Annotated in this window: 15 protein-coding genes and 1 pseudogene; 14 read left to right on the top strand and 2 right to left on the bottom strand. The window is 71.0% G+C overall.

Annotated elements, in window-relative coordinates; translation table 11 throughout:
* From HHL10_RS16900 to HHL10_RS16835, 14 genes and pseudogenes are all read left to right on the top strand, one after another.
* Nucleotides 1–294: pseudogene (locus HHL10_RS16900) on the top strand (phenylacetate--CoA ligase); the annotation flags it as partial.
* Between the two features lie 13 nt (nucleotides 295–307).
* On the top strand, nucleotides 308–1,315 hold the full coding sequence (gene paaA / locus HHL10_RS16895) for a 1,2-phenylacetyl-CoA epoxidase subunit PaaA (RefSeq protein ID WP_169161564.1): 1,008 nt from the start codon (nucleotides 308–310) through the stop codon (nucleotides 1,313–1,315).
* Between the two features lie 28 nt (nucleotides 1,316–1,343).
* Nucleotides 1,344–1,640 carry a 1,2-phenylacetyl-CoA epoxidase subunit PaaB gene (gene paaB, locus HHL10_RS16890; RefSeq protein ID WP_169161563.1) on the top strand — a complete coding sequence of 99 codons (297 nt, stop codon included), beginning with the start codon at nucleotides 1,344–1,346 and terminating at the stop codon, nucleotides 1,638–1,640.
* Nucleotides 1,641–1,647: 7 nt separating this feature from the next.
* A complete protein-coding gene (gene paaC, locus HHL10_RS16885; protein WP_169161562.1) occupies nucleotides 1,648–2,430 on the top strand; it encodes a 1,2-phenylacetyl-CoA epoxidase subunit PaaC in 783 nt (260 codons plus the stop codon).
* Nucleotides 2,427–2,945, top strand: a complete 519-nt coding sequence (gene paaD / locus HHL10_RS16880; RefSeq protein ID WP_310734614.1) for a 1,2-phenylacetyl-CoA epoxidase subunit PaaD — start codon at nucleotides 2,427–2,429, stop codon at nucleotides 2,943–2,945. The genes paaC and paaD overlap by 4 nt, the downstream gene beginning before the upstream one ends.
* A gap of 3 nt (nucleotides 2,946–2,948) precedes the next feature.
* Nucleotides 2,949–4,040 (top strand): 1,2-phenylacetyl-CoA epoxidase subunit PaaE, encoded by a 1,092-nt coding sequence (gene paaE, locus HHL10_RS16875; RefSeq protein ID WP_169161561.1) that lies wholly within the window; start codon nucleotides 2,949–2,951, stop codon nucleotides 4,038–4,040.
* A 9-nt stretch (nucleotides 4,041–4,049) separates the two neighbouring features.
* Nucleotides 4,050–4,742, top strand: a complete 693-nt coding sequence (locus tag HHL10_RS16870) for a TetR/AcrR family transcriptional regulator (protein ID WP_169161560.1) — start codon at nucleotides 4,050–4,052, stop codon at nucleotides 4,740–4,742.
* On the top strand, nucleotides 4,739–5,899 hold the full coding sequence (locus HHL10_RS16865) for an ABC transporter substrate-binding protein (RefSeq protein WP_169161559.1): 1,161 nt from the start codon (nucleotides 4,739–4,741) through the stop codon (nucleotides 5,897–5,899). Before HHL10_RS16870 ends, HHL10_RS16865 begins: the two co-directional genes overlap by 4 nt.
* A gap of 272 nt (nucleotides 5,900–6,171) precedes the next feature.
* A complete protein-coding gene (locus HHL10_RS16860; RefSeq protein ID WP_169161558.1) occupies nucleotides 6,172–7,197 on the top strand; it encodes a branched-chain amino acid ABC transporter permease in 1,026 nt (341 codons plus the stop codon).
* Between the two features lie 2 nt (nucleotides 7,198–7,199).
* Nucleotides 7,200–9,116 (top strand): branched-chain amino acid ABC transporter ATP-binding protein/permease, encoded by a 1,917-nt coding sequence (locus HHL10_RS16855; protein WP_169161557.1) that lies wholly within the window; start codon nucleotides 7,200–7,202, stop codon nucleotides 9,114–9,116.
* Complete coding sequence (locus HHL10_RS16850; RefSeq protein ID WP_169161556.1) at nucleotides 9,113–9,856, top strand: ABC transporter ATP-binding protein; 744 nt, start codon at nucleotides 9,113–9,115, stop codon at nucleotides 9,854–9,856. Before HHL10_RS16855 ends, HHL10_RS16850 begins: the two co-directional genes overlap by 4 nt.
* Nucleotides 9,857–9,881: 25 nt before the next feature.
* Nucleotides 9,882–11,927 (top strand): phenylacetic acid degradation bifunctional protein PaaZ, encoded by a 2,046-nt coding sequence (gene paaZ / locus HHL10_RS16845; protein WP_169161555.1) that lies wholly within the window; start codon nucleotides 9,882–9,884, stop codon nucleotides 11,925–11,927.
* Between the two features lie 278 nt (nucleotides 11,928–12,205).
* Complete coding sequence (locus HHL10_RS16840) at nucleotides 12,206–14,347, top strand: Ig-like domain-containing protein (RefSeq protein WP_169161554.1); 2,142 nt, start codon at nucleotides 12,206–12,208, stop codon at nucleotides 14,345–14,347.
* Between the two features lie 272 nt (nucleotides 14,348–14,619).
* The gene (locus HHL10_RS16835; protein WP_205833076.1) at nucleotides 14,620–16,758 is read left to right on the top strand and encodes a hybrid sensor histidine kinase/response regulator; all 2,139 of its coding nucleotides are present in this window, start codon (nucleotides 14,620–14,622) and stop codon (nucleotides 16,756–16,758) included.
* Between the two features lie 163 nt (nucleotides 16,759–16,921).
* On the opposite strand, the gene HHL10_RS16830 is transcribed toward HHL10_RS16835, so the two are convergent.
* Nucleotides 16,922–18,187, bottom strand: a complete 1,266-nt coding sequence (locus HHL10_RS16830) for a glycosyltransferase (protein WP_169161552.1) — start codon at nucleotides 18,185–18,187, stop codon at nucleotides 16,922–16,924.
* Nucleotides 18,188–18,211: 24 nt separating this feature from the next.
* Complete coding sequence (locus tag HHL10_RS16825) at nucleotides 18,212–18,814, bottom strand: phenylacetic acid degradation protein PaaY (RefSeq protein ID WP_169161551.1); 603 nt, start codon at nucleotides 18,812–18,814, stop codon at nucleotides 18,212–18,214.
* Nucleotides 18,815–19,022: the final 208 nt, after the last annotated feature.

The following is a 19,022-nucleotide window of genomic DNA, read 5'->3' as shown; positions in this document are numbered from 1 at the left end:
GTCTTCCCGACCCAGATCGAGGAGATCGTGCTGCAGCACCCGCAGCTCTCGGGCCAGTACCAGCTGCAGGTGATGCGCGAGGGGCTGCTCGACGAGGTGCAGGTGCGCTGCGAGCTGCAGCCCGCGCTGGGCGTGATGGCGCCGGCGGCGGTGGAGGAGATCGCCAAGTGGGTGCAGCACCGCATCAAGACGCTGGTGGGCATCAGCACGCGCGTGGAGGTGCTGGTGCCGGACTCCATCGAGCGCACCCTCACCGGCAAGGCACGCCGCGTCATCGACCGGCGCCCGAAGTAAGCAAGGAACCGCCATGTACACCCAAGCCATGGACACGCAGGGCAAGGAGCCCGAGGACAAGACGCTGCGCAGCGTCGAGGAGCGCGCGCTGCTGCAGCGCTTCGATGCCAACATCGACGACGGCGGCTTCATCGAGGCCAAGGACTGGATGCCGGAGAACTACCGCCGCACGCTCGTCCGCCAGATCAGCCAGCACGCGCATTCGGAGATCGTGGGCATGCTGCCCGAGGGCAACTGGATCTCGCGGGCACCGACCTTGAAGCGCAAGGCGATCCTGCTGGCCAAGGTGCAGGACGAGGGCGGCCACGGCCTGTACCTCTACGCCGCGGCCGAGACGCTGGGCACCAGCCGCGACGAGCTGCTGGCCGCGCTGCACAGCGGCAAGGCCAAGTACAGCTCCATCTTCAACTACCCGACGCTGACCTGGGCCGACGTGGGCACCATCGGCTGGCTGGTTGACGGCGCAGCCATCATGAACCAGGTGCCGATCTGCCGCTGCTCCTACGCGCCCTATGCGCGGGCCATGATCCGCATCTGCCGCGAGGAAAGTTTCCATCAGCGCCAGGGCTTCGATTCGCTGCTGGTGATGATGCAAAACGGCACCGAGGCACAGAAGGCCATGGTGCAGGACGCGGTGAACCGCTGGTGGTGGCCGTGCCTGATGATGTTCGGCCCGCCCGACGACCAGTCGCCCAACACCGCGCAGGGCATGCGCTGGGGCATCAAGCGCGTCTCCAACGACGAGCTGCGCCAGAAGTTCGTGGACGCCACCGTCGAGCAGGCCAAGGTGCTGGGCGTGACGCTGCCCGACCCCGACCTGAAGTGGAACGAGGAACGCGGCCACTGGGACTTCGGCACCATCGACTGGGACGAGTTCTGGAACGTGGTCAACGGCAACGGCCCCTGCAACCGCGAGCGCCTGGCCGCGCGCGTGAAGGCCTGGGAAGAGGGCGCCTGGGTGCGCGAGGCCGCGCTGGCCCATGCCGACAAGCAGGCGCAGCGCCAGCCCAAGGCCGCCTGAGCCACGACACCCCGCGAGGAGACACATGATGAGTACCGGTACCCAAAACGAATGGCCGCTGTGGGAAGTGTTCGTGCGCAGCCGCGCCGGGCTGGACCACAAGCATTGCGGCAGCCTGCATGCCGCCGACCCGCAGATGGCGCTGCAGATGGCGCGCGACGTCTACACCCGGCGCCAGGAAGGCTCCAGCGTGTGGGTGGTGCGCAGCGACCAGATCATCGCCAGCGACCCGGGCGACAAGGGCATGTACTTCGACCCGATGGAGGACAAGGTCTACCGCCATCCCACCTTCTACAAGCTGCCGGACTCGGTGGACCACATGTGAGGCGGCGATGCAGGCATCCATCCAACTTCAACGCGACCCGCGCCAGCAGTACCTGCTGCGCATTGGCGACACCTGCCTGATCCTGGCGCAGCGGCTGGGCGAGTGGACCGGCCACGCGCCGGTGCTGGAAGAGGACATCGCCCTGGCCAACATGGCGCTGGACCTGCTGGGCCAGGCGCGCGCGGTGCTGACGCTGGCCGGCAGCGCGCAAGGGCTGGACGAGGACCAGCTCGCCTTCCTGCGCGAGGAGCGCGACTACTTCAACCCCACGCTGGTGGAGCTGCCCAACGGCGACGGCCGCCCCGGCGACTTCGCGCTCACGGTGCTACGCAACCTCTTCGTCTCCACGCTGCTGCGGCACCTGTGGGTGCGGCTGCACGACTCCAGCGACGAGGAGCTCTCCGCCATCGCCGCCAAGGCCGTCAAGGAGGCGAGCTACCACCAGCAGCACGCGGCTGACTGGGTGCTGCGCCTGGGCGACGGCACCGACGAGTCGCACCGCCGCATGCAGGCCGCGCTTGAAAAACTCTGGCCCTACGTGGCCGAGCTGTTCGAGGACGACGCGGTGGACGAGCAGGCGGCCGCCGACGGCCTGGGCCCGCGCTGGGCCGAGCTGCGCGCGAACTGGCACGCCGAAGTCGCGCCGCTGCTGCAGGAAGCCACGCTGCAGCCGCCGCCGGACAAGTCCTTCATGAGCACCGGCAAGCGCGGCGTGCACAGCGAGCACATGGGCTACATCCTGGCCGAGATGCAGCACCTGCAACGGGCCTATCCGGGAGGCGCCTGGTGAGCGCGCAACGGGCCGTCCCGGCGCGCGTGCAGCGCGCCTGGGACGTGCTGGCCGGCGTGCTGGACCCGGAGGTGCCGGCGCTGTCGCTGTGCGACCTGGGCATCGTGCGCGACGTGCGCGAGGCCGGTGACGCGCTGGAGGTGGTGCTCACGCCCACCTACTCCGGCTGCCCGGCCACCGAGGTCATCGAGCAGAGCGTGCGCGAGGCGCTGGAGCGCGACGGCCTGGGGCCGGTGCAGCTGAAGCTGCAGCGCGCGCCGGCCTGGACCACCGACTGGATCAGCGAGGATGGCCGGCGCAAGCTGCGCGAGTACGGCATCGCGCCGCCCGGCCACATCGAGCCCGGCGCCCCGGTGGCGATCCGCCTGGTGCCGCGGCGCATCGCGCCGGTGGCCTGCCCGCGCTGCGGCAGCACGCACACCGAGCAGCTGTCCGCCTTCGGCGCCACCGCCTGCAAGTCGCTGCACCGTTGCCTGGATTGCCGCGAGCCTTTCGAACACTTCAAGCCCATTTGAGCCATGAGCGTCCTGTTCCATCCGCTGCGGGTGCGCGCGGTGATTCCCGACACCCCCGAGGCCGTGGTCGTCAGCTTCGACGTGCCGCCCGAGCTGCGCGAGGTCTTCGGCTTCACGCAAGGCCAGTACCTGACGCTGCGCAAGACCATCGACGGCCAGGACCTGCGCCGCTCCTACTCCATCTGCGCCGGCGTCGATGACGGCGAGCTGCGCGTGGGCGTGCGCAAGGTCCGGGGCGGCGTGTTCTCCAACTGGATCAACACCTCGCTGCGCCCGGGCGACGAGATCAGCGTCATGGCGCCGCAGGGCCGCTTCTTCGTGCCCATCGAGCCCGAAGCGCAGCGTCACCACGTCGGCATCGCCGGCGGCAGCGGCATCACGCCGATCCTCTCCATCATGAAGACGGTGCTGGCGCGCGAGCCCCGATCTCAGTTCACGCTGATCTACGGCAACCGCTCGCTGCAGTCCACCATGTTCAAGGAGGAGCTGGAGGACCTGAAGAACCGCTACATGTCGCGGCTGGTGCTGCACCACGTGTTCTCCGACGAGCCCACCGACGCGCCGCTGAACATGGGGCTGATGAACCGCGACAAGATCGGCGAGTTCCTGCGCAGTGTGGTGCCGGCCGCGTCCATCGACCATGTCTACATCTGCGGCCCGTTCCAGATGAACGACGAGGCCGAGGCCGCGCTGCTGGCCGCGGGCGTGAGCGAGGAGCGCATCCACATCGAGCGCTTCGGTGTCGCTCAGGCCGCTACCCCGGACGCGAAGGCCGACGCCGTGGTGCACGAGGCGCAGCCCGGCGACGCGGAGAGCGCGCGCATCGTCATCATCCGCGACGGGCTGCGGCGCGAGATCCAGTTCCACAAGCAGCAGCCCAGCATCCTGGATGCGGCCTCGGCCTGCGGCATGGAGGTGCCGTTTTCCTGCACCTCGGGCGTGTGCGGCACCTGCCGCGCCAAGGTGGTCGAGGGCGAGGTGCGCATGGAGCGCAACTTCGCGCTGGACAAGAACGAGGTGGCCGCCGGCTTCATCCTCACCTGCCAGGCGCACCCGCTCACCGAGCGCGTGATCCTGTCCTTCGACGAGCGCTGAAAGACCCGCATGGCCCGCGGACGCGCCGCCAACTACGAAGACCAGCGCGAGATGATCCTCGCGCGGGCGGCGGAGCTGTTTGCCAACCGCGGCTATCCGGCCACCTCCATGAACCAGGTGGCCGAGGCCGCGGGCCTGTCCAAGGCCACGCTCTACCACTACTACCGCGACAAGTACAGCCTGCTGGTGGAGATCGCCGAAGGCCATGTGGCGCGGCTGGTGGCGATGGTGGAGGACGTGCAGGCCCAGCCGCTGGAGCCCGAGGCGCGCGTGCGCGAGCTGGTGGCGCGCATCATGCGCGAGTACGCGCATGCGCAGCACGCGCACCGCGTGCTCACCGACGACGTGCGCTTTCTCGACCCCAAGGACTGCGAGCGCATCCGCGCCATGCAGCGCCGCGTCACGGCCGGCTTCGCGGCGGCGCTGGCGCAGTGGCATCCCGAGCAGGACGTCGCCGGGCTGGTCAAGCCGTTGACCATGTTACTTTTTGGCATGATCAACTGGATGTTCACCTGGCTTCGGCCCGAGGGTGAGCTCACCCATGAGACCATGGGCTCCATCGTGGCGGACCTGCTCGTCGGCGGCGTGCCGGCGGTCAGGGCGCCCGATGTCACGACCATTTCCTACAAAAGCACCAAGACGGCCCCGCGCCGGCGCCCTGCGCGCGCGGAGGCCACATCCACCGAAGGAGACAACACATGAGCAAGAGCTTCAAACTCGTCGCTGCCGCGGCCGCGCTGCTGGCGGCCACGCTGGCGCAGGCCGACATCAACGTCGGCGTCACGCTCTCGGCCACCGGCCCGGCGGCCTCGCTGGGCATCCCGGAGAAGAACACGGTGGCGCTGATGCCCAAGACCATCGCCGGGCAGAAGGTCAACTACATCGTGCTCGATGACGCCTCGGACACCACGGCGGCGGTCTCCAACGCCCGCAAGCTCGTGAGCGAGCACAAGGTGGACGTGCTGCTGGGCTCCACCACCACGCCGAACTCGCTGGCCATGATCGACGTGGCCGCCGAGTCGCAGACGCCCATGATCTCCATGGCCGCGTCGGCGCGCATCGTCGAGCCCATGGATGCCAAGCGCAAGTGGGTGTTCAAGACGCCGCAGAACGACATCATGATGTCGCTGGCCATCGCCGAGCACATGGCCGCCGCGGGCGTGCAGAACGTGGCCTTCATTGGCTTCTCCGACGCCTACGGCGAGGGCTGGTACCAGGAGTTCAGCAAGGCCGCGGCGCTCAAGAAGCTCAAGATCGTCGCCAACGAACGTTACGCGCGCACCGACACCTCCGTCACCGGCCAGGCGCTCAAGATCATGTCGGCGCGGCCCGACGCGGTGCTGATCGCCGGCTCGGGCACGCCCGCGGCGCTGCCGCAGAAGACGCTCAAGGAGCGCGGCTTCAACGGCAAGGTCTACCAGACGCACGGCGTGGCCAACGCCGACTTCCTGCGCGTGGGCGGCAAGGACGTGGAAGGCACGCTGCTGCCCGCCGGCCCGGTGCTGGTGGCCGACCAGCTCCCGGCCACGCACCCGGTGAAGAAGAGCGCCCAGGCCTACGTGGCCACCTACGAGGCCGCGCATGGCAAGGGCAGCGTCTCCACCTTCGGCGCGCACGCCTGGGACGCCGGGCTGCTGATGGCCGCGGCCGTGCCCGCGGCGCTGAAGAAGGCGCAGCCCGGCACGCCGGAGTTCCGCAGCGCGCTGCGCGACGCGCTGGAGTCGTCCAAGGAAGTGGCGGGCGCGCACGGCATCTTCACCATGTCCGCCAACGACCACCTGGGTCTGGACCAGCGCGCGCGCGTGATGGTCAAGATCGAGAACGGTGCCTGGAAGTACCAGCCGGCCACGCAGCCTTGAGTCACTGATCGTTGCCCCCAGTGGGCTGGAGCGCGTGCCAGTTACCACTCCGTCATTCCCGCGAAGGCGGGAACCCAGGCGGTCCCCGAGCCAGCCATTGCCGTATGAGTCAGCGTGCCAGTGCTTGGGGTCTCTTTTGCCTGCATGGGCGCTCACGCTTTGGCGTGGGACCGCCTGGGTCCCCGCCTGCGCGGGGATGACGAAGTAGAGAGCGGGCTGCCCAGGCTCACGGCGTGACGAAGCCGTAATCCCCCTACGGGAATCCGACCCTCATGGACCTACAAATCGCCCTCTTGCTGGGGCAGGACGGCATCGTCAACGGTGCCGTCTACGGACTCATGGCACTGGCCCTGGTGCTGGTGTTCTCGGTCACGCGCGTGATCTTCATTCCGCAGGGCGAGTTCGTCGCCTTCGCGGCGCTGTCCATGGCCATGCTGCAAAGCGGCCGCGCGCCGGCCAGCCTGTGGCTGCTGCTGGCGCTGGCCGCGGTGGTGCTGGCGGTGGAGGCCTGGCGCGCGCAGCGCGGCGCCGCGGTGGACTGGCGCTCGACGCTGGTCTGGTGCGTGGCCTGCCCGGCGGCGGCCGCGGCGCTGGTGGCGCTCAAGCCCGAAGGGCAGGCGCTGCAGGCCGTGGCCACGCTGCTGCTGATCACGCCGCTGGGCCCGCTGCTGTACCGGCTGGCCTACCGGCCGCTGGCGCGCGCCAGCGTGCTGATGCTGCTGATCGTGTCGGTGGCGCTGCACGGCGTGATGGTGGGCCTGGGCCTGCTGTTCTTTGGCGCCGAGGGCTCGCGCACCGCCGCCTTCTCCGAGCTGCGCCTGGACCTGGGCGGCTTGAGCATCACCGGCCAGTCGCTGGTGGTGGTGGGCACGGCGCTGGCACTGGTGGTGGCGATGTTCGTGTTCTTCGAGCGCTCCATCGTCGGCAAGGCGCTGCGCGCCACGGCCATGAACCGCGTGGGCGCGCGGCTCATGGGCATTCCCACCGAGCTCTCGGGTGACGTGTGCTTCGCCTTCGCCGCGCTCATCGGTGCGGTGGCGGGGCTGCTGGTGGCACCCATCACCACCGTCTACTACGACACCGGCTTTCTCATCGGCCTCAAGGGCTTCGTCGCCGCCATCGTGGGAGGCCTGGCGAGCTACCCGCTGGCGCTGGCCGGCGCGCTGCTCGTGGGCCAGCTGGAAGCCTTCGCATCGTTCTGGTCCAGCGCCTTCAAGGAGGTGCTGGTGTTCACGCTGATCATCCCGGTGCTGTGGTGGCGCAGCCTGCGCAGCCACCATGTGGAGGACGAGGAGTGACCATGTCCCACACCGTGTCCGACCCCGTGCCGGGCGGCGCCTCGAAGGCGGCCCAGGCCGCATCCGTGCCCGCCGCGGCGGCCTCCGCTCCGTCGCGGGGCCTCAACACGCGCCACGTGGTGCTGGCGGCCGTGGCGCTGCTGCTGGCGTCCTGGGGCTTCCTGCCCGAGTTCAGCGTCACGCTGCTCAACTACATCGGCCTGTACGCGCTGGTGGCGCTGGGGCTGGTGATGCTCACCGGCGTGGGCGGCATGACCAGCTTCGGCCAGGCCGCCTTCGTGGGCGTGGGCGCCTATGCCACGGCCTGGGTCTGCACCTCGGCGCAGGCGGCCCAGTGGCTGGGCGGCCTGCCGCCGGCGCTGCTGCCGTGGGCCGGCCTGGCCCTGGGCCTGGCGCTGACCTTTGCCGTGGCCTGGTTCCTGGGCGCGATCACGCTGCGGCTGTCGGGCCACTACCTGCCGCTGGGCACCATCGCGTGGGGGCTGAGCCTGTACTTCCTGTTCGGCAACCTGGAGGTGCTGGGCGGCCACACCGGCCTCGCCGGCGTGCCGCCGCTGGTGGTGGCGGGCTTCTCGCTGGCCTCGCCGCGGGTGCTGGGCCTGCTGATCTGGGCCGTGCTGCTGCTGGCGCTGTGGGCGCTGCACAACCTGCTCGATTCGCGCGAGGGCCGCGCCATCCGCGCGCTCAAGGGCGGGCGCGTGATGGCCGAGTCCATGGGCGTGGACACCGCGCGCTACCGCATCAAGGTGTTCGTGCTGGCGGCGCTGTTGGCGGCCGTCTCCGGCTGGTTGTACGCGCACCTGCAGCGCTTCGTGAACCCCACGCCCTTCAACCTCAACATCGGCATCGAGTACCTGTTCATGGCGGTGGTGGGCGGCGCCGGGCACCTGTGGGGCGCGGTGCTGGGCGCGGCGCTGATCACGCTGCTCAAGGAGCAGCTGCAGGACTGGCTGCCGCGCCTGCTGGGCAGCAGCGGCAACTTCGAGGTGATCGTCTTCGGCCTGCTGATGCTGGTGGTGCTGCAGCGCTTCGCCGACGGGCTGTGGCCGCAGCTGGCGGCGCTGGCTCGGCGCTGGGTGCGGCCCGCGCCCTCGGTGCTGCCCGCGGCCGCGCCGCTGCCCGCGCGGCCGCTGCCGCCGCGCGGCCAGGTGGTACTGGAGGCGCGCGAGGTGACCAAGCGCTTCGGCGGGCTGGTGGCCAACAACGCCGTCAACCTCACGGTGCGCGCCGGCGAGGTGCTGGCGCTCATCGGCCCCAACGGCGCGGGCAAGAGCACCTTCTTCAACATGATCTCGGGCGTGGACGATCCCACCACGGGCGAGGTGCGGCTCATGGGCAAGCCCATGGCCGGCAAGCCCTCGCGCGAGTTCGCGGCCCTGGGCCTGTCGCGCAGCTTCCAGCATGTGCGGCTGCTGGGGCAGCGTACGGTGCTGGAGAACGTCGCGGTCGGCGCGCACCGGCGCGCCCACCGCGGCTGGATCGCCTCGATGCTGCGGCTGGACCGCGCCGAGGAGGCGTCGGTGCTGGCCGAGGCGCGGCGCCAGATCGAGCGCTGCGGCCTGGCCGCGCATGCCGACACGCCGGCGGCCTCGCTGGCGCTGGGGCAGCAGCGCATCGTGGAGATCGCCCGCGCGCTGGCGAGCCAGCCCGCGGTGCTGCTGCTCGACGAGCCCGCGGCGGGCCTGCGCCACCTGGAGAAGCAGGCGCTGGCGAAGTTGCTTGATCAACTCCGGGCCGAAGGCCTGGGCATCCTGGTGGTGGAGCACGACATGGAGTTCGTGATGAATCTGGCCGACCGCATCACGGTGCTGGAGTTCGGCACCGTCATCGCCGAGGGCACGCCGGCGCAGATCCAGGGCAACCAGCGCGTGCTGGATGCCTACCTGGGCGGCGGCGACGACCTGGGGGTGGCGGCATGAGCGGCAACGCAACACTGCTGGAGCTGCGCGAGCTGTGCGTCTCCTACGGCGAGGTCGAGGCGGTGCACCGCGTCAACCTCACGGTGAAGCAGGGCGAGATCGTCACCGTCATCGGCCCCAACGGCGCGGGCAAGACCACGCTGCTGTCGGCCGCCATGGGCCTGCTGCCCTCGCGCGGCGAGCTGCTGCTGAGCGGCGAGCGCATCGCGCGGCCCACGGTGGAGAAGATGGTGGCGCAGGGCGTGGCGCTGGTGCCCGAGAAGCGCGAGCTGTTCAGCGAGATGTCGGTGGAGGACAACCTGCTGCTGGGGGGCTTCTCGCGCTGGCGCCGCGGCCAGCGCGACCAGAAGGCGCGCATGCAGGAGGTGTTCGAGCTGTTCCCGCGCCTGCACGAGCGCCGCGCGCAGATGTCGGGGACGCTGTCCGGCGGCGAGCGCCAGATGCTGGCCATCGGCCGCGCGCTCATGGCGCGCCCGCGCCTGCTCATGCTCGACGAGCCCTCGCTGGGCCTGGCGCCGCTGATCGTGCGCGAGGTGCTGCGCATCGTGGCCTCGCTGCGGCAGTTGGGCGTGTCGGTGCTGCTGGTGGAGCAGAACGCGCGCGCGGCGCTGCAGGTGGCTGACCGCGCCTACGTGCTGGAGATGGGCGCCGTGGCGCTCAGCGGCGACGCGCAGGAGCTGATGCACGACCGCCGGATCATCGACACGTACCTGGGCCTGGGCGCTAAGAAGGCGGCCTGACGGACCCGTTCAAGGAGACCCATTCATGACCCCCATCCTCCAAAGCTTCATCGCCGGCCGCTGGATCGGCCAGGAGGCCGCGCAGCAGTTGCGCAGCGCCGTCAACGGCCGCCCGGTGGCGGCCACGCATGCCGAGCGCCTGGACTTCGGCGAGGCCGTGGCCTACGCGCGCGGCACGGGCCTGAGGAGCCTGCTGGCGCTGGATTTCCAGAAGCGCTCGGCCATCCTGAAGGCGCTGGCCAAGTACCTGAACGAGCACAAGGAAGAGCTGTACGCGATTTCCGCCCACACCGGCGCCACCCGCAGCGACAGCTGGATCGACGTGGAAGGCGGCACCGGCACGCTGTTCGCCTACGCCAGCATCGGCAGCAACGAGCTGCCCTCGGGCAACCTGCTGCACGAGGGGCCGGCCATTCCGCTGGGCAAGCAGGGCCACTTCGCCGGCACGCACATCCTGGTGCCGCGCGGCGGCGTGGCGGTGCACATCAACGCCTTCAACTTCCCGATCTGGGGCCTGCTGGAGAAGTTCGCGCCCAGCTTCCTGGCGGGCATGCCCTGCATCGGCAAGCCGGCCACGGCCACGAGCTTCGTCACCGAGGCGCTGATCCGGCTCATCGAGCGCTCGGGGCTGCTGCCCGCGGGCGCGCTGCAGCTGGTCATCGGCGGCACCGGCGACCTGCTGGACCGGCTCGAAGGCTCGGACATGGTGACCTTCACCGGCTCGGCCGACACCGCCGCCAAGTTGCGCGTGCATCCCAACCTCATCCGCCACTCGGTGCCTTTCAACGCCGAGGCCGACTCGCTCAACTGCGCCGTGCTCGCGCCCGACGTGACGCCCGACGACGAGGAGTTCCAGCTCTTCGTCAAGGAGGTGGCGCGCGAGATGACGGTGAAGGCCGGCCAGAAGTGCACCGCCATCCGCCGCGCCATCGTGCCGCGCGGCCTGGTGGACGCGGTGGCCGGGGCGCTGCGCGAGCGCCTGCGCAAGACTACCGTGGGCGACCCGGCCATCGAGGGCGTGCGCATGGGCGCGCTGGCCTCGCACAGCCAGCAGTCCGACGTGCGCGCACAGGTAGACAAGCTGATGCAGGGCGCCGAAGTGGTGTATGGCGAGCGCGACGGCTTCAGCCCCCAGGGCGAGGGCGTCGCGGAAGGCGCCTTCTTCGCGCCCACGCTGCTGCTCAGCCGCGATCCCATGAACCACGAGGCCGTGCACGACGTGGAGGCCTTCGGCCCGGTGAGCACGCTCATGCCCTACGAGGGCCTGGACGAGGCGCTGGCGCTGGCCGCGCGCGGCCGCGGCTCCCTGGTGGGCACGCTGGTGACCAAGGACCCGGCCACGGCGGCGAAGTTCATCCCCGTGGCCGCGGCGCTGCACGGGCGGCTGCTGGTGCTGGACCGCGAGGCGGCCAAGGAGTCCACCGGCCACGGCTCGCCGCTGCCGCCGCTCAAGCACGGCGGCCCGGGGCGCGCCGGCGGCGGCGAGGAGCTCGGCGGCCTGCGCGCGGTCAAGCACAACCTGCAGCGCGCGGCGGTGCAGGGCTCGCCCACCATGCTCAGCGCCGTCACCGGCGAGTACGTGCGCGGGGGCAAGGTCAACGAGAGCGAGGTGCACCCGTTCCGCCGCCACTTCGAGGACCTGCAGATCGGCGACTCGCTGCTGACGCACCGCCGCACGGTGACGGACGCCGACATCGTCGCCTTCGGCGGCATCTCGGGCGACTTCTTCTACATGCACTTCGACGCGATCGCGGCCAAGGACACGGCCTTCGGCCAGCGCATCGCGCACGGCTACTTCGTGCTGTCGGCGGCGGCAGGCCTCTTCGTGTCGCCGGCACCGGGGCCGGTGCTGGCCAACTACGGGCTGGACACGCTGCGCTTCGTGAAGCCCGTGGCCATCGGCGACACCATCCAGGCGCGGCTCACCGCCAAGCGCAAGATCGACCGCAACAAGACGGATGCCAAGGGCCAGGGGCAGGGCGTGGTGGCTTGGGACGTGCAGGTCACCAACCAGCACGGCGAGCTGGTGGCGAGCTACGACATCCTGACGCTGGTGGCCAAGCGGGGCTGAGCCGGGGCAGCCCAGCCCGCGCTGCCTGGGGGACCGCATGCCCGCCCAGGCGTCCCGAGCCCACCCATCAACCGCCGCGGTGGCATCGCCGCGGCGGTTTCGTTTTAGGGGTTGCCAGGACACCCCGCCTGCCACACCCATGACAAAACAACTACCCGCATTCGCAGAAATTCTCATGTGACTGCTATCCCTGGTTCATAGGATGGTCACCAGAGCAACCGTCCATGAGGGCGGGCCATCCGAAGGGCCGCAGTGCCCGAGAACCTGGGACATCGAACATGAGATTCAAACTGGCAATCGCGGCGGTGATGCTGGCTTCGCTGGTGGGCTGCGGCGGTGGGGGAGGGGGCTCCAGCGGGAGCGGAAGCGACAGCGCCAGCTGCACGCCCACCATGGCCAACCCTCAGGCGTGCAACGCCACGATGAGCCTGGTGCTGGTCGATGGCGCCGGCGCAGCGCTGGCGCAGCTCTCGCCCGACCGGGCCGGCACGCTGGTGGCCACGGTGAAGAACTGGGACGGCAAGCCGGTGGTCAACACCGTCGTCAGCTTCAGCACCACCGACCAGGTCAAGCTGGTGCCCGCCTCGGGCACCGCCACCACCGACGCCAACGGCGTGGCGCGCATCGGGCTGCCCGCGGGCGCGAACGCCGGCGGCTTCTCCGCCACGGCCTCGGCCAGCGTCAAGGGCTCGGTGCTGAGCGCTTCCACGTCCTACGCCGTCAAGTTCCCGCAACTGGCATTGAGCGCCTTGGTGCCCGAGCCCGCCAGGCTGCAAGCCGGCGGCAATGCCAGCATCAGCGTCAGCGTCACCAGCGACGGCCAGCCCTACACCGCGCCGCTGCAGGTGAGTTTCACTTCGCCCTGCGTGAGCGCGGGCAAGGCCGCGATCGGCTCGCCGGTGACGACGCAGAACGGCGTGGCCCGGGCCAGCTACTCCGACCGCGGCTGCGGCGTGCGCGACGTCATCACCGCCGCCGTGACGCTGGGCGACACCACCGTCACGCAGACCGGCGCCATCGACGTGCTGCCGGCCGCGCCGGGCTCGCTGACCTTCGTTGCGTCCGACACCACCAACATCGCGCTGGTGGGCACGGGCGGCGCGGGACGGCAGGAGTTCGCGACGCTGCGCTTCAGGCTGTTCGACACCACGGGCAACCCCGTCAGCGGCACGGCCGTGGACTTCGCCTTCGCCGACCGCGAGGGCGCGCAGGCCAGCACCACCGGCGGGTTGCGCTTCAACCCGGCCAGCGCCACGTCCAGCGCCGACGGCACCGTCACCACGCTGGTGACCGGCGGCACCATCCCGACCTCGGTGCGCGTCAAGGCCACGGTGCGCGGCACGAATCCGGCCATCTCGACCCTGTCCAACGTGCTGGTGGTCTCCACGGGCGTGCCGGTGCAGAGCCGCTTCTCGCTGTCCACGGCCATCGGCAATTGCGAGGGCTGGGACTACGACCAGGACGAGTGCTCCATCGTCACGGCGCAGCTGGCTGACCACTTCGGCAACCCCGCCCCGGACGGCACCGCGGTGAACTTCACCACCGAGGGCGGCAACATCCAGGCCTCGTGCATCACCGGGCAGCTGCTGGAATCCACCACGCCGCTGGGCCAGTCCACCAACTCGCGGCAGGGTCCGGGCTCGGGCATGTGCAGCGTCAAGCTGCGCTCGGCCAACCCCCGCCCCACCGAGCCGTACACCGCCCCGGCCGACGTCGAGCCCGGCAAGTTCAGCCGCCGCGGACGCATCACCGTCATGGCCTACGCGCTGGGAGAGGAGGACTTCCACGACGACAACGGCAACAACCGTTGCGACAACTGCGACGATCTGACGGGCCCTGAATTCCTGCGGCCTGGCGTGAGAACCGATGTCCCGAAGGGGCATGACCTGCCGCGCGACATCTACCGCGACGATGACGAGAGCGGCACCTACACCGGCGGCGAGCCCTGCGTCGGCCCCAACGCCAGCGGCCGGTGCAACACGCCGGGTGACGGCAAGTACAACGGCGTGCTGCGCAGCCCGCTGCAGTCCGGCGCGGCCCCGACGCTGTACGTCTCCGACCAGCTGGTGCAGTTCTTCTCGGGCCGCGAGGCGAACTTCGAGTTCCTGTCGGACAAGTTCACCTGCCCTGTCGGCGGCGCGATGACGGTGCGCTTCCATGCCCGGGACCTCAACGGCAACCCCATGCCGGCCGGCTCGACGATCAGGGTGTCGGCGCTGTTCGGCGTGGTCAGCGCGCCGGTGGCGCCCGCGGAGATCAAGGTCAACAACTACGTGCTCAAGGTAGGCAACCCCACGCCGCAGCCGGTCTACGAATTCGTGGTGGGTTGCCCGAGCAGCGGCAGCGGCAGGCTGATGGTCGAGCTCACCACGCCGGTGAGCAAGACAACGACCACCGCGACCCGCCCGATCAACAACTGATGTGACCCAGGGGACGCGCGAGGCGAGGCGCTCGCGCTTGAACGGCCGGTACCGCGAGGTACCGGCCGCTTTGTTTTGTCCCGGAGGCCTCCCGTGCCGGCATGCCGCCCCGGATGCGCGCGAGACAATAGGCGCCCGCATGTGCTCCTGGGCGTAGTGATTGCTCGCCGCGAGCATCCTCCCGCATCTCCGCCTTCCCCTTGATACCCATTGACGACGCCCGCGGCCCACGCGGTGCCAGCGCCGCCCTCCCGCCCGCCTGGGAGCGCCGGGTGCTGGCGGGCGGGGCGCTGGTGATCCTGCTGCTCACCGCCGCGGCGGCGCTGATGCTGTGGCGCGGCCGCCAGGAGAGCCTGGACACCTGGCGGCTGTACCTGGGCAACTTCGCCGCCACGGCAGCCGAGCACGCGGCGCAGACCATCCGCACGGTGGACTTCGTGCTCAGCCGCGCGGTGGACCGCATCGAGCGGGAGCAGCTCGACGGCGAGCGCCCGCCGTCCGAGACGCTGGGCACGCGGGCCGTGCACGACATGCTGCGCGAGCGCGTGGCCGAGGTGGCGGTGATCGACGGCATCGCCCTGGTGACGCCGCAGGGCCAGCCCGTCAACGGCAGCCGCACCTTCCCGCCGCCGGAATTGAACCTGGCCGACCGGGACTACGTGCAGGCCCATGTGGCCGACCCTTCGCTGGAGCTCTTCGTCTCGGCGCCGGCGCGCAACCGGGTTTCCGGGCGCTGGACCTTCTACGTCTCGCGCAAGCTGCGCGCGCCTTCGGGCGGCATGGTGGCGCTGGCCGTGGCCGGCATCGAGCTGGGCTACTTCGAGCGGTTCTACAGGTCCATCAGCCTCAGCGAGAGCGACAGCGCGATCCTGCTGCTGCGCCGTGACGGCACGCTGCTGGTGCGCTACCCCGAACGCGCCGAGGCGCTGGGCCGCTCCTACCGTGCCGCGCCCTTGATGCAGGCGCTGAGCGAAGCCCTGGCCCAGGGCCGCTCGGGCGCGACGGTGCACACCAGCGCGCCGCGCGTCATCAATGCCAGCGACACGCAGCCGCGCCTGGCGGCCGCGCATGCCGTGAGCGACTTCCCGCTGGCGGTGAGCATCACCGCCACGGAGGACTTCATGCTGCGCGGCTGGACGCGCATGGCCCGCGCCGTGGGGGCCGGCGTGCTGGCCACGGACCTGCTGATCGCGGGGCTGGCGCTGTGGATTCACCGCCTGCTGCGGCGCCGGCGCCTGGCACTGCAGCAGCTTGAAGCGGCGCGCAAGGCCGCCGAGGCGGCCAGCCGCGTCAAGTCGCAGTTTTTGGCCAACATGAGCCACGAGATCCGCACACCGCTGCACGGCATGCTGGGCATGGCGCAGCAGCTGCTGGAGGAGCCGTTGCCGCCGCCGCAGCGCCAGCGGGCCGAGGTCATCCAGCGCTCGGGCGAGCTGCTGCTGGGCGTGATCGATGACGTGCTGGACTTCTCGCGCATCGAGGCCGGCCGCCTGGAGCTCGAGCGCGTGCCCTTCGAGCTGGTGCAGCTCGCGCGCGACAGCGTGGCGCTGTTCCAGACCCAGGCCCGCGCCAAGGGGCTGGCGCTGCGCCTGGCGCTGGAGGACGGCACCGCGCAGGCGCGGCTGCTGGGCGACCCGCTGCGGCTGAGCCAGATCCTCAACAACCTGCTGGCCAACGCCGTGAAGTTCACGCCTTCGGGCAGCGTGGCACTGCAGCTCACGCCGCTGGGGGGCGGGCGCTGGCGCGTGGCCGTGCGCGACACCGGCATCGGGCTGAGCGAGGCCGAGTGCCGGCGCATCTTCGAGCCCTTCATGCAGGCCGACAGCTCCACCACGCGGCGCTTCGGCGGCAGCGGCCTGGGGCTGGCCATCGTGCGCAGCCTGCTGCGGCTGCACGGCAGCGAGCTGGGCGTGGACAGCGCACCGGGCAAGGGCTCGACCTTCTGGTTCGTGCTGGAGCTGCCGCCGGCCCCGGCGGCGCCCGCACCCGCTCCCGTGCCCAGCGCCAAACCGGCCCCGGCGCCGGCTGCCAGCCTGGCCGGGCGCCGCGTGCTGGTGGCCGAGGACAACGAGGTCAACATGGAGCTGGCTTGCGCGGTGCTGCGGGCCCTGGGCGTGGAGGTGCGGCAGGCCGCCGACGGGGCGCAGGCCGTGCAGGCCTACGCGGCGGCACGGCCCGACCTGGTGCTGATGGACATGCACATGCCCGAGGTGGACGGCCTGGCCGCCACGCGCCAGATCCGGGCGCAGGAGGCGGCGCGGGGCTGGCCGCGGCGGCCCATCGTGGCGCTGACCGCCAGCGCGCTGCCCGAGGACCGCCAGCGCTGCCTGGACGCCGGCATGGACGACGTGCTGGTCAAGCCCTTCGGGCTGGGGCAGCTGCGGCGCATGCTGGAGCAGCACTGCCGCTGAGCCCTGGGTATCGACGGCATGCGGGTCTGCCTCGACACCATCACGCGCGTGCTGCGGGCCGTGGTCGGGCCCATCGGCCTCAGGGGCCGTGAGCGCCGGCGCGGGGGGGCGGCCAGCATCAAGCGAGCAAGAACCGGCACCAGCGCTTCGGCGCGGCGGTGCTCTAAGCGGCAAGACCCAGCGCGGCTTCGATGTCCCGGCACAAGGCCTCGGGGCCGCGCGCCTGGGCAAACCGCGCCGCCACCTGCCGGCCACGGGCCGTCACCGCCTCGGCGGCGCACAGCGGACGCAACGCGGCCGTCAGGCGGCGCGTGTTCACCCGCGCCGCCGGCAGGGTGACGCCCATACCCAGCGCCTCGACCCGGGCGGCGTTGTCGAACTGGTCCCAGGCGAAGGGCGTCACCAGCTGCGGCACGCCGGCGCGCAGCGCCTCGGCCGTGGTGCCGATGCCGCCGTGGTGGACGAGGGCGGCGGTGTGCGGCAGCAGCATGGCCAGCGGCACGTAGGGCTGCCAGAGGATCGTGCCGGGCAACCGTGCAGGCACCTGCTCCCGGTGCCGGGTCAGGAACACCGCGCGCAACCGGAGCCGCTGCGCGGCCTCGGCGGCGGCCTTGAACAAGTGCGCCGCGTGCGCGTTGCCGGTGCCGGGCGTGACCACCAGCGGCGCCGGGCCCGCGGCCATGAAGGCCGCCAGCTCGGCCGGCCAGGGCGCGCCGGCCGTGGCGTCGTAGAGCGGGAACTCGCCCATGAGCAGCGGCCGGGGCCAGTCCGGTTGCGGCGGCGCGAACCAGGCGGGAAACAGCGTCACCGACAGCTCCGGCGCCTCCTGCAGGTGGGCCACGTAGCGGCCCACCTGCGGCAGGCCCAGCACGGCGCGCGCGGCGTTGACCTCGGCGCCGATGAGCGGGTCAATGGCAGTGCGGTCCAGCAGCGCCCACAGCGCCCGGCGCGCCGGCAGCGGCACCCAGCGCGCAATGGGCACATGGCCGATGACCAGCGGGTCGTGCACGGTGCGCAGGTTGGAGGGTGCCAGGTAGGCGGCCACGAGCCGCGCCGGCCAGCCTTTCTCCCGGGCGATGGCGAAGGTGGGCAGCGCCAGCGGATGGCTGATGACCACCAGCGGCGCGGCCGGCCGGATCGCCATCACCGCCGGCAGCGAGCTGAGGATGCGCTCGCGGTAGTTTTGGAACAGCACCCGCAGCCCCTTGCGCGGATGCCAGACGTCCGGGTTGGCGAGGACGCGCAGCACGTCCTCGTCGCTGCCCATGCCGATGAAGGGAATGCCGGTCGGGCGCACCAGGTCGTCATGGAAGGCCGGACCCATCAGCCGCACCTCCCTGCCCATGCCCTGAAGCACCTGCGCCAGGCTCATGAACGGGTGCATGTCGCCGTGGGAGCCGGCGGTGGCGAGGAGGTAGTGGGGGGGCATGGGCGGGCCGGGCAAGGGCGGCGCCTAGGCCCTCTTCACCGCCACCAACGGCTTCACATGCGGCGCCTTCAATTGCGGCCGATCCGCATCCAATGCCGCCAGCGGCTGCACCTCCACCATCGACGCCAGGCTGCGCTTCGTCAGGTCCTGGTACACCCGCGTCCCCTCCAGCTTCCACTCGATTTCGGCGTCGCTGAGCTCGCGCAGCGCCTTGGCCGGCACGCCGGCCATGAGCGTGCGCGGCGGCACCTTCACGCCGGCGGGCACGAAGGCACAGGCGGCGACGATGGCCTTTTCGCCCACCTCGGCCTCGTCCATCACCACCGCGTTCATGCCCACCAGCGCGTCGCGGCGCACCACGCAGCTGTGCAGCACGGCGCCATGGCCGATGTGACCGTTCTCCTCCACCACCGTGTCCTGGTCGGGGAAACCGTGGATCACGCAGGTGTCCTGCACGTTGGCGCCGGCCTTGAGCACGATGCGGCCAAAGTCGCCGCGCAGGCACGCCGCCGGGCCCACGTAGCAGTCGGGGCCCACGATCACGTCGCCGATCAGCACGGCCGTGGGGTGCACGTAGGCGCTGGGGTGCACCACCGGAATCACGCCTTCCAGGCTGTAGCAGGGCATGTGTTGTCTCCTTGTCAGGGGCAGCGCAGGGCCAATGAGCCTGCGGCCCGGGTTTTCTCGGACGCTGCTTGACTTGCGTCACAGCGCGGCGGCACCTTACTATCAACCGACCGGTCGGTAAATCGGGGCAAGGCAGCGTCCGCGTGGCGCGGCCTGCGGTCCCGGGCGGCCGTCCTCTTCCACCAGACCCCTACAACACGGCGGCAGC

It is taken from the genome of Azohydromonas caseinilytica (genome assembly GCF_012927045.1).
Lineage (GTDB): Bacteria > Pseudomonadota > Gammaproteobacteria > Burkholderiales > Burkholderiaceae_C > Azohydromonas > Azohydromonas caseinilytica.
Note: the sequence above shows the minus strand (reverse complement) of the source record. Positions and strands in the feature narration are given on the sequence as shown.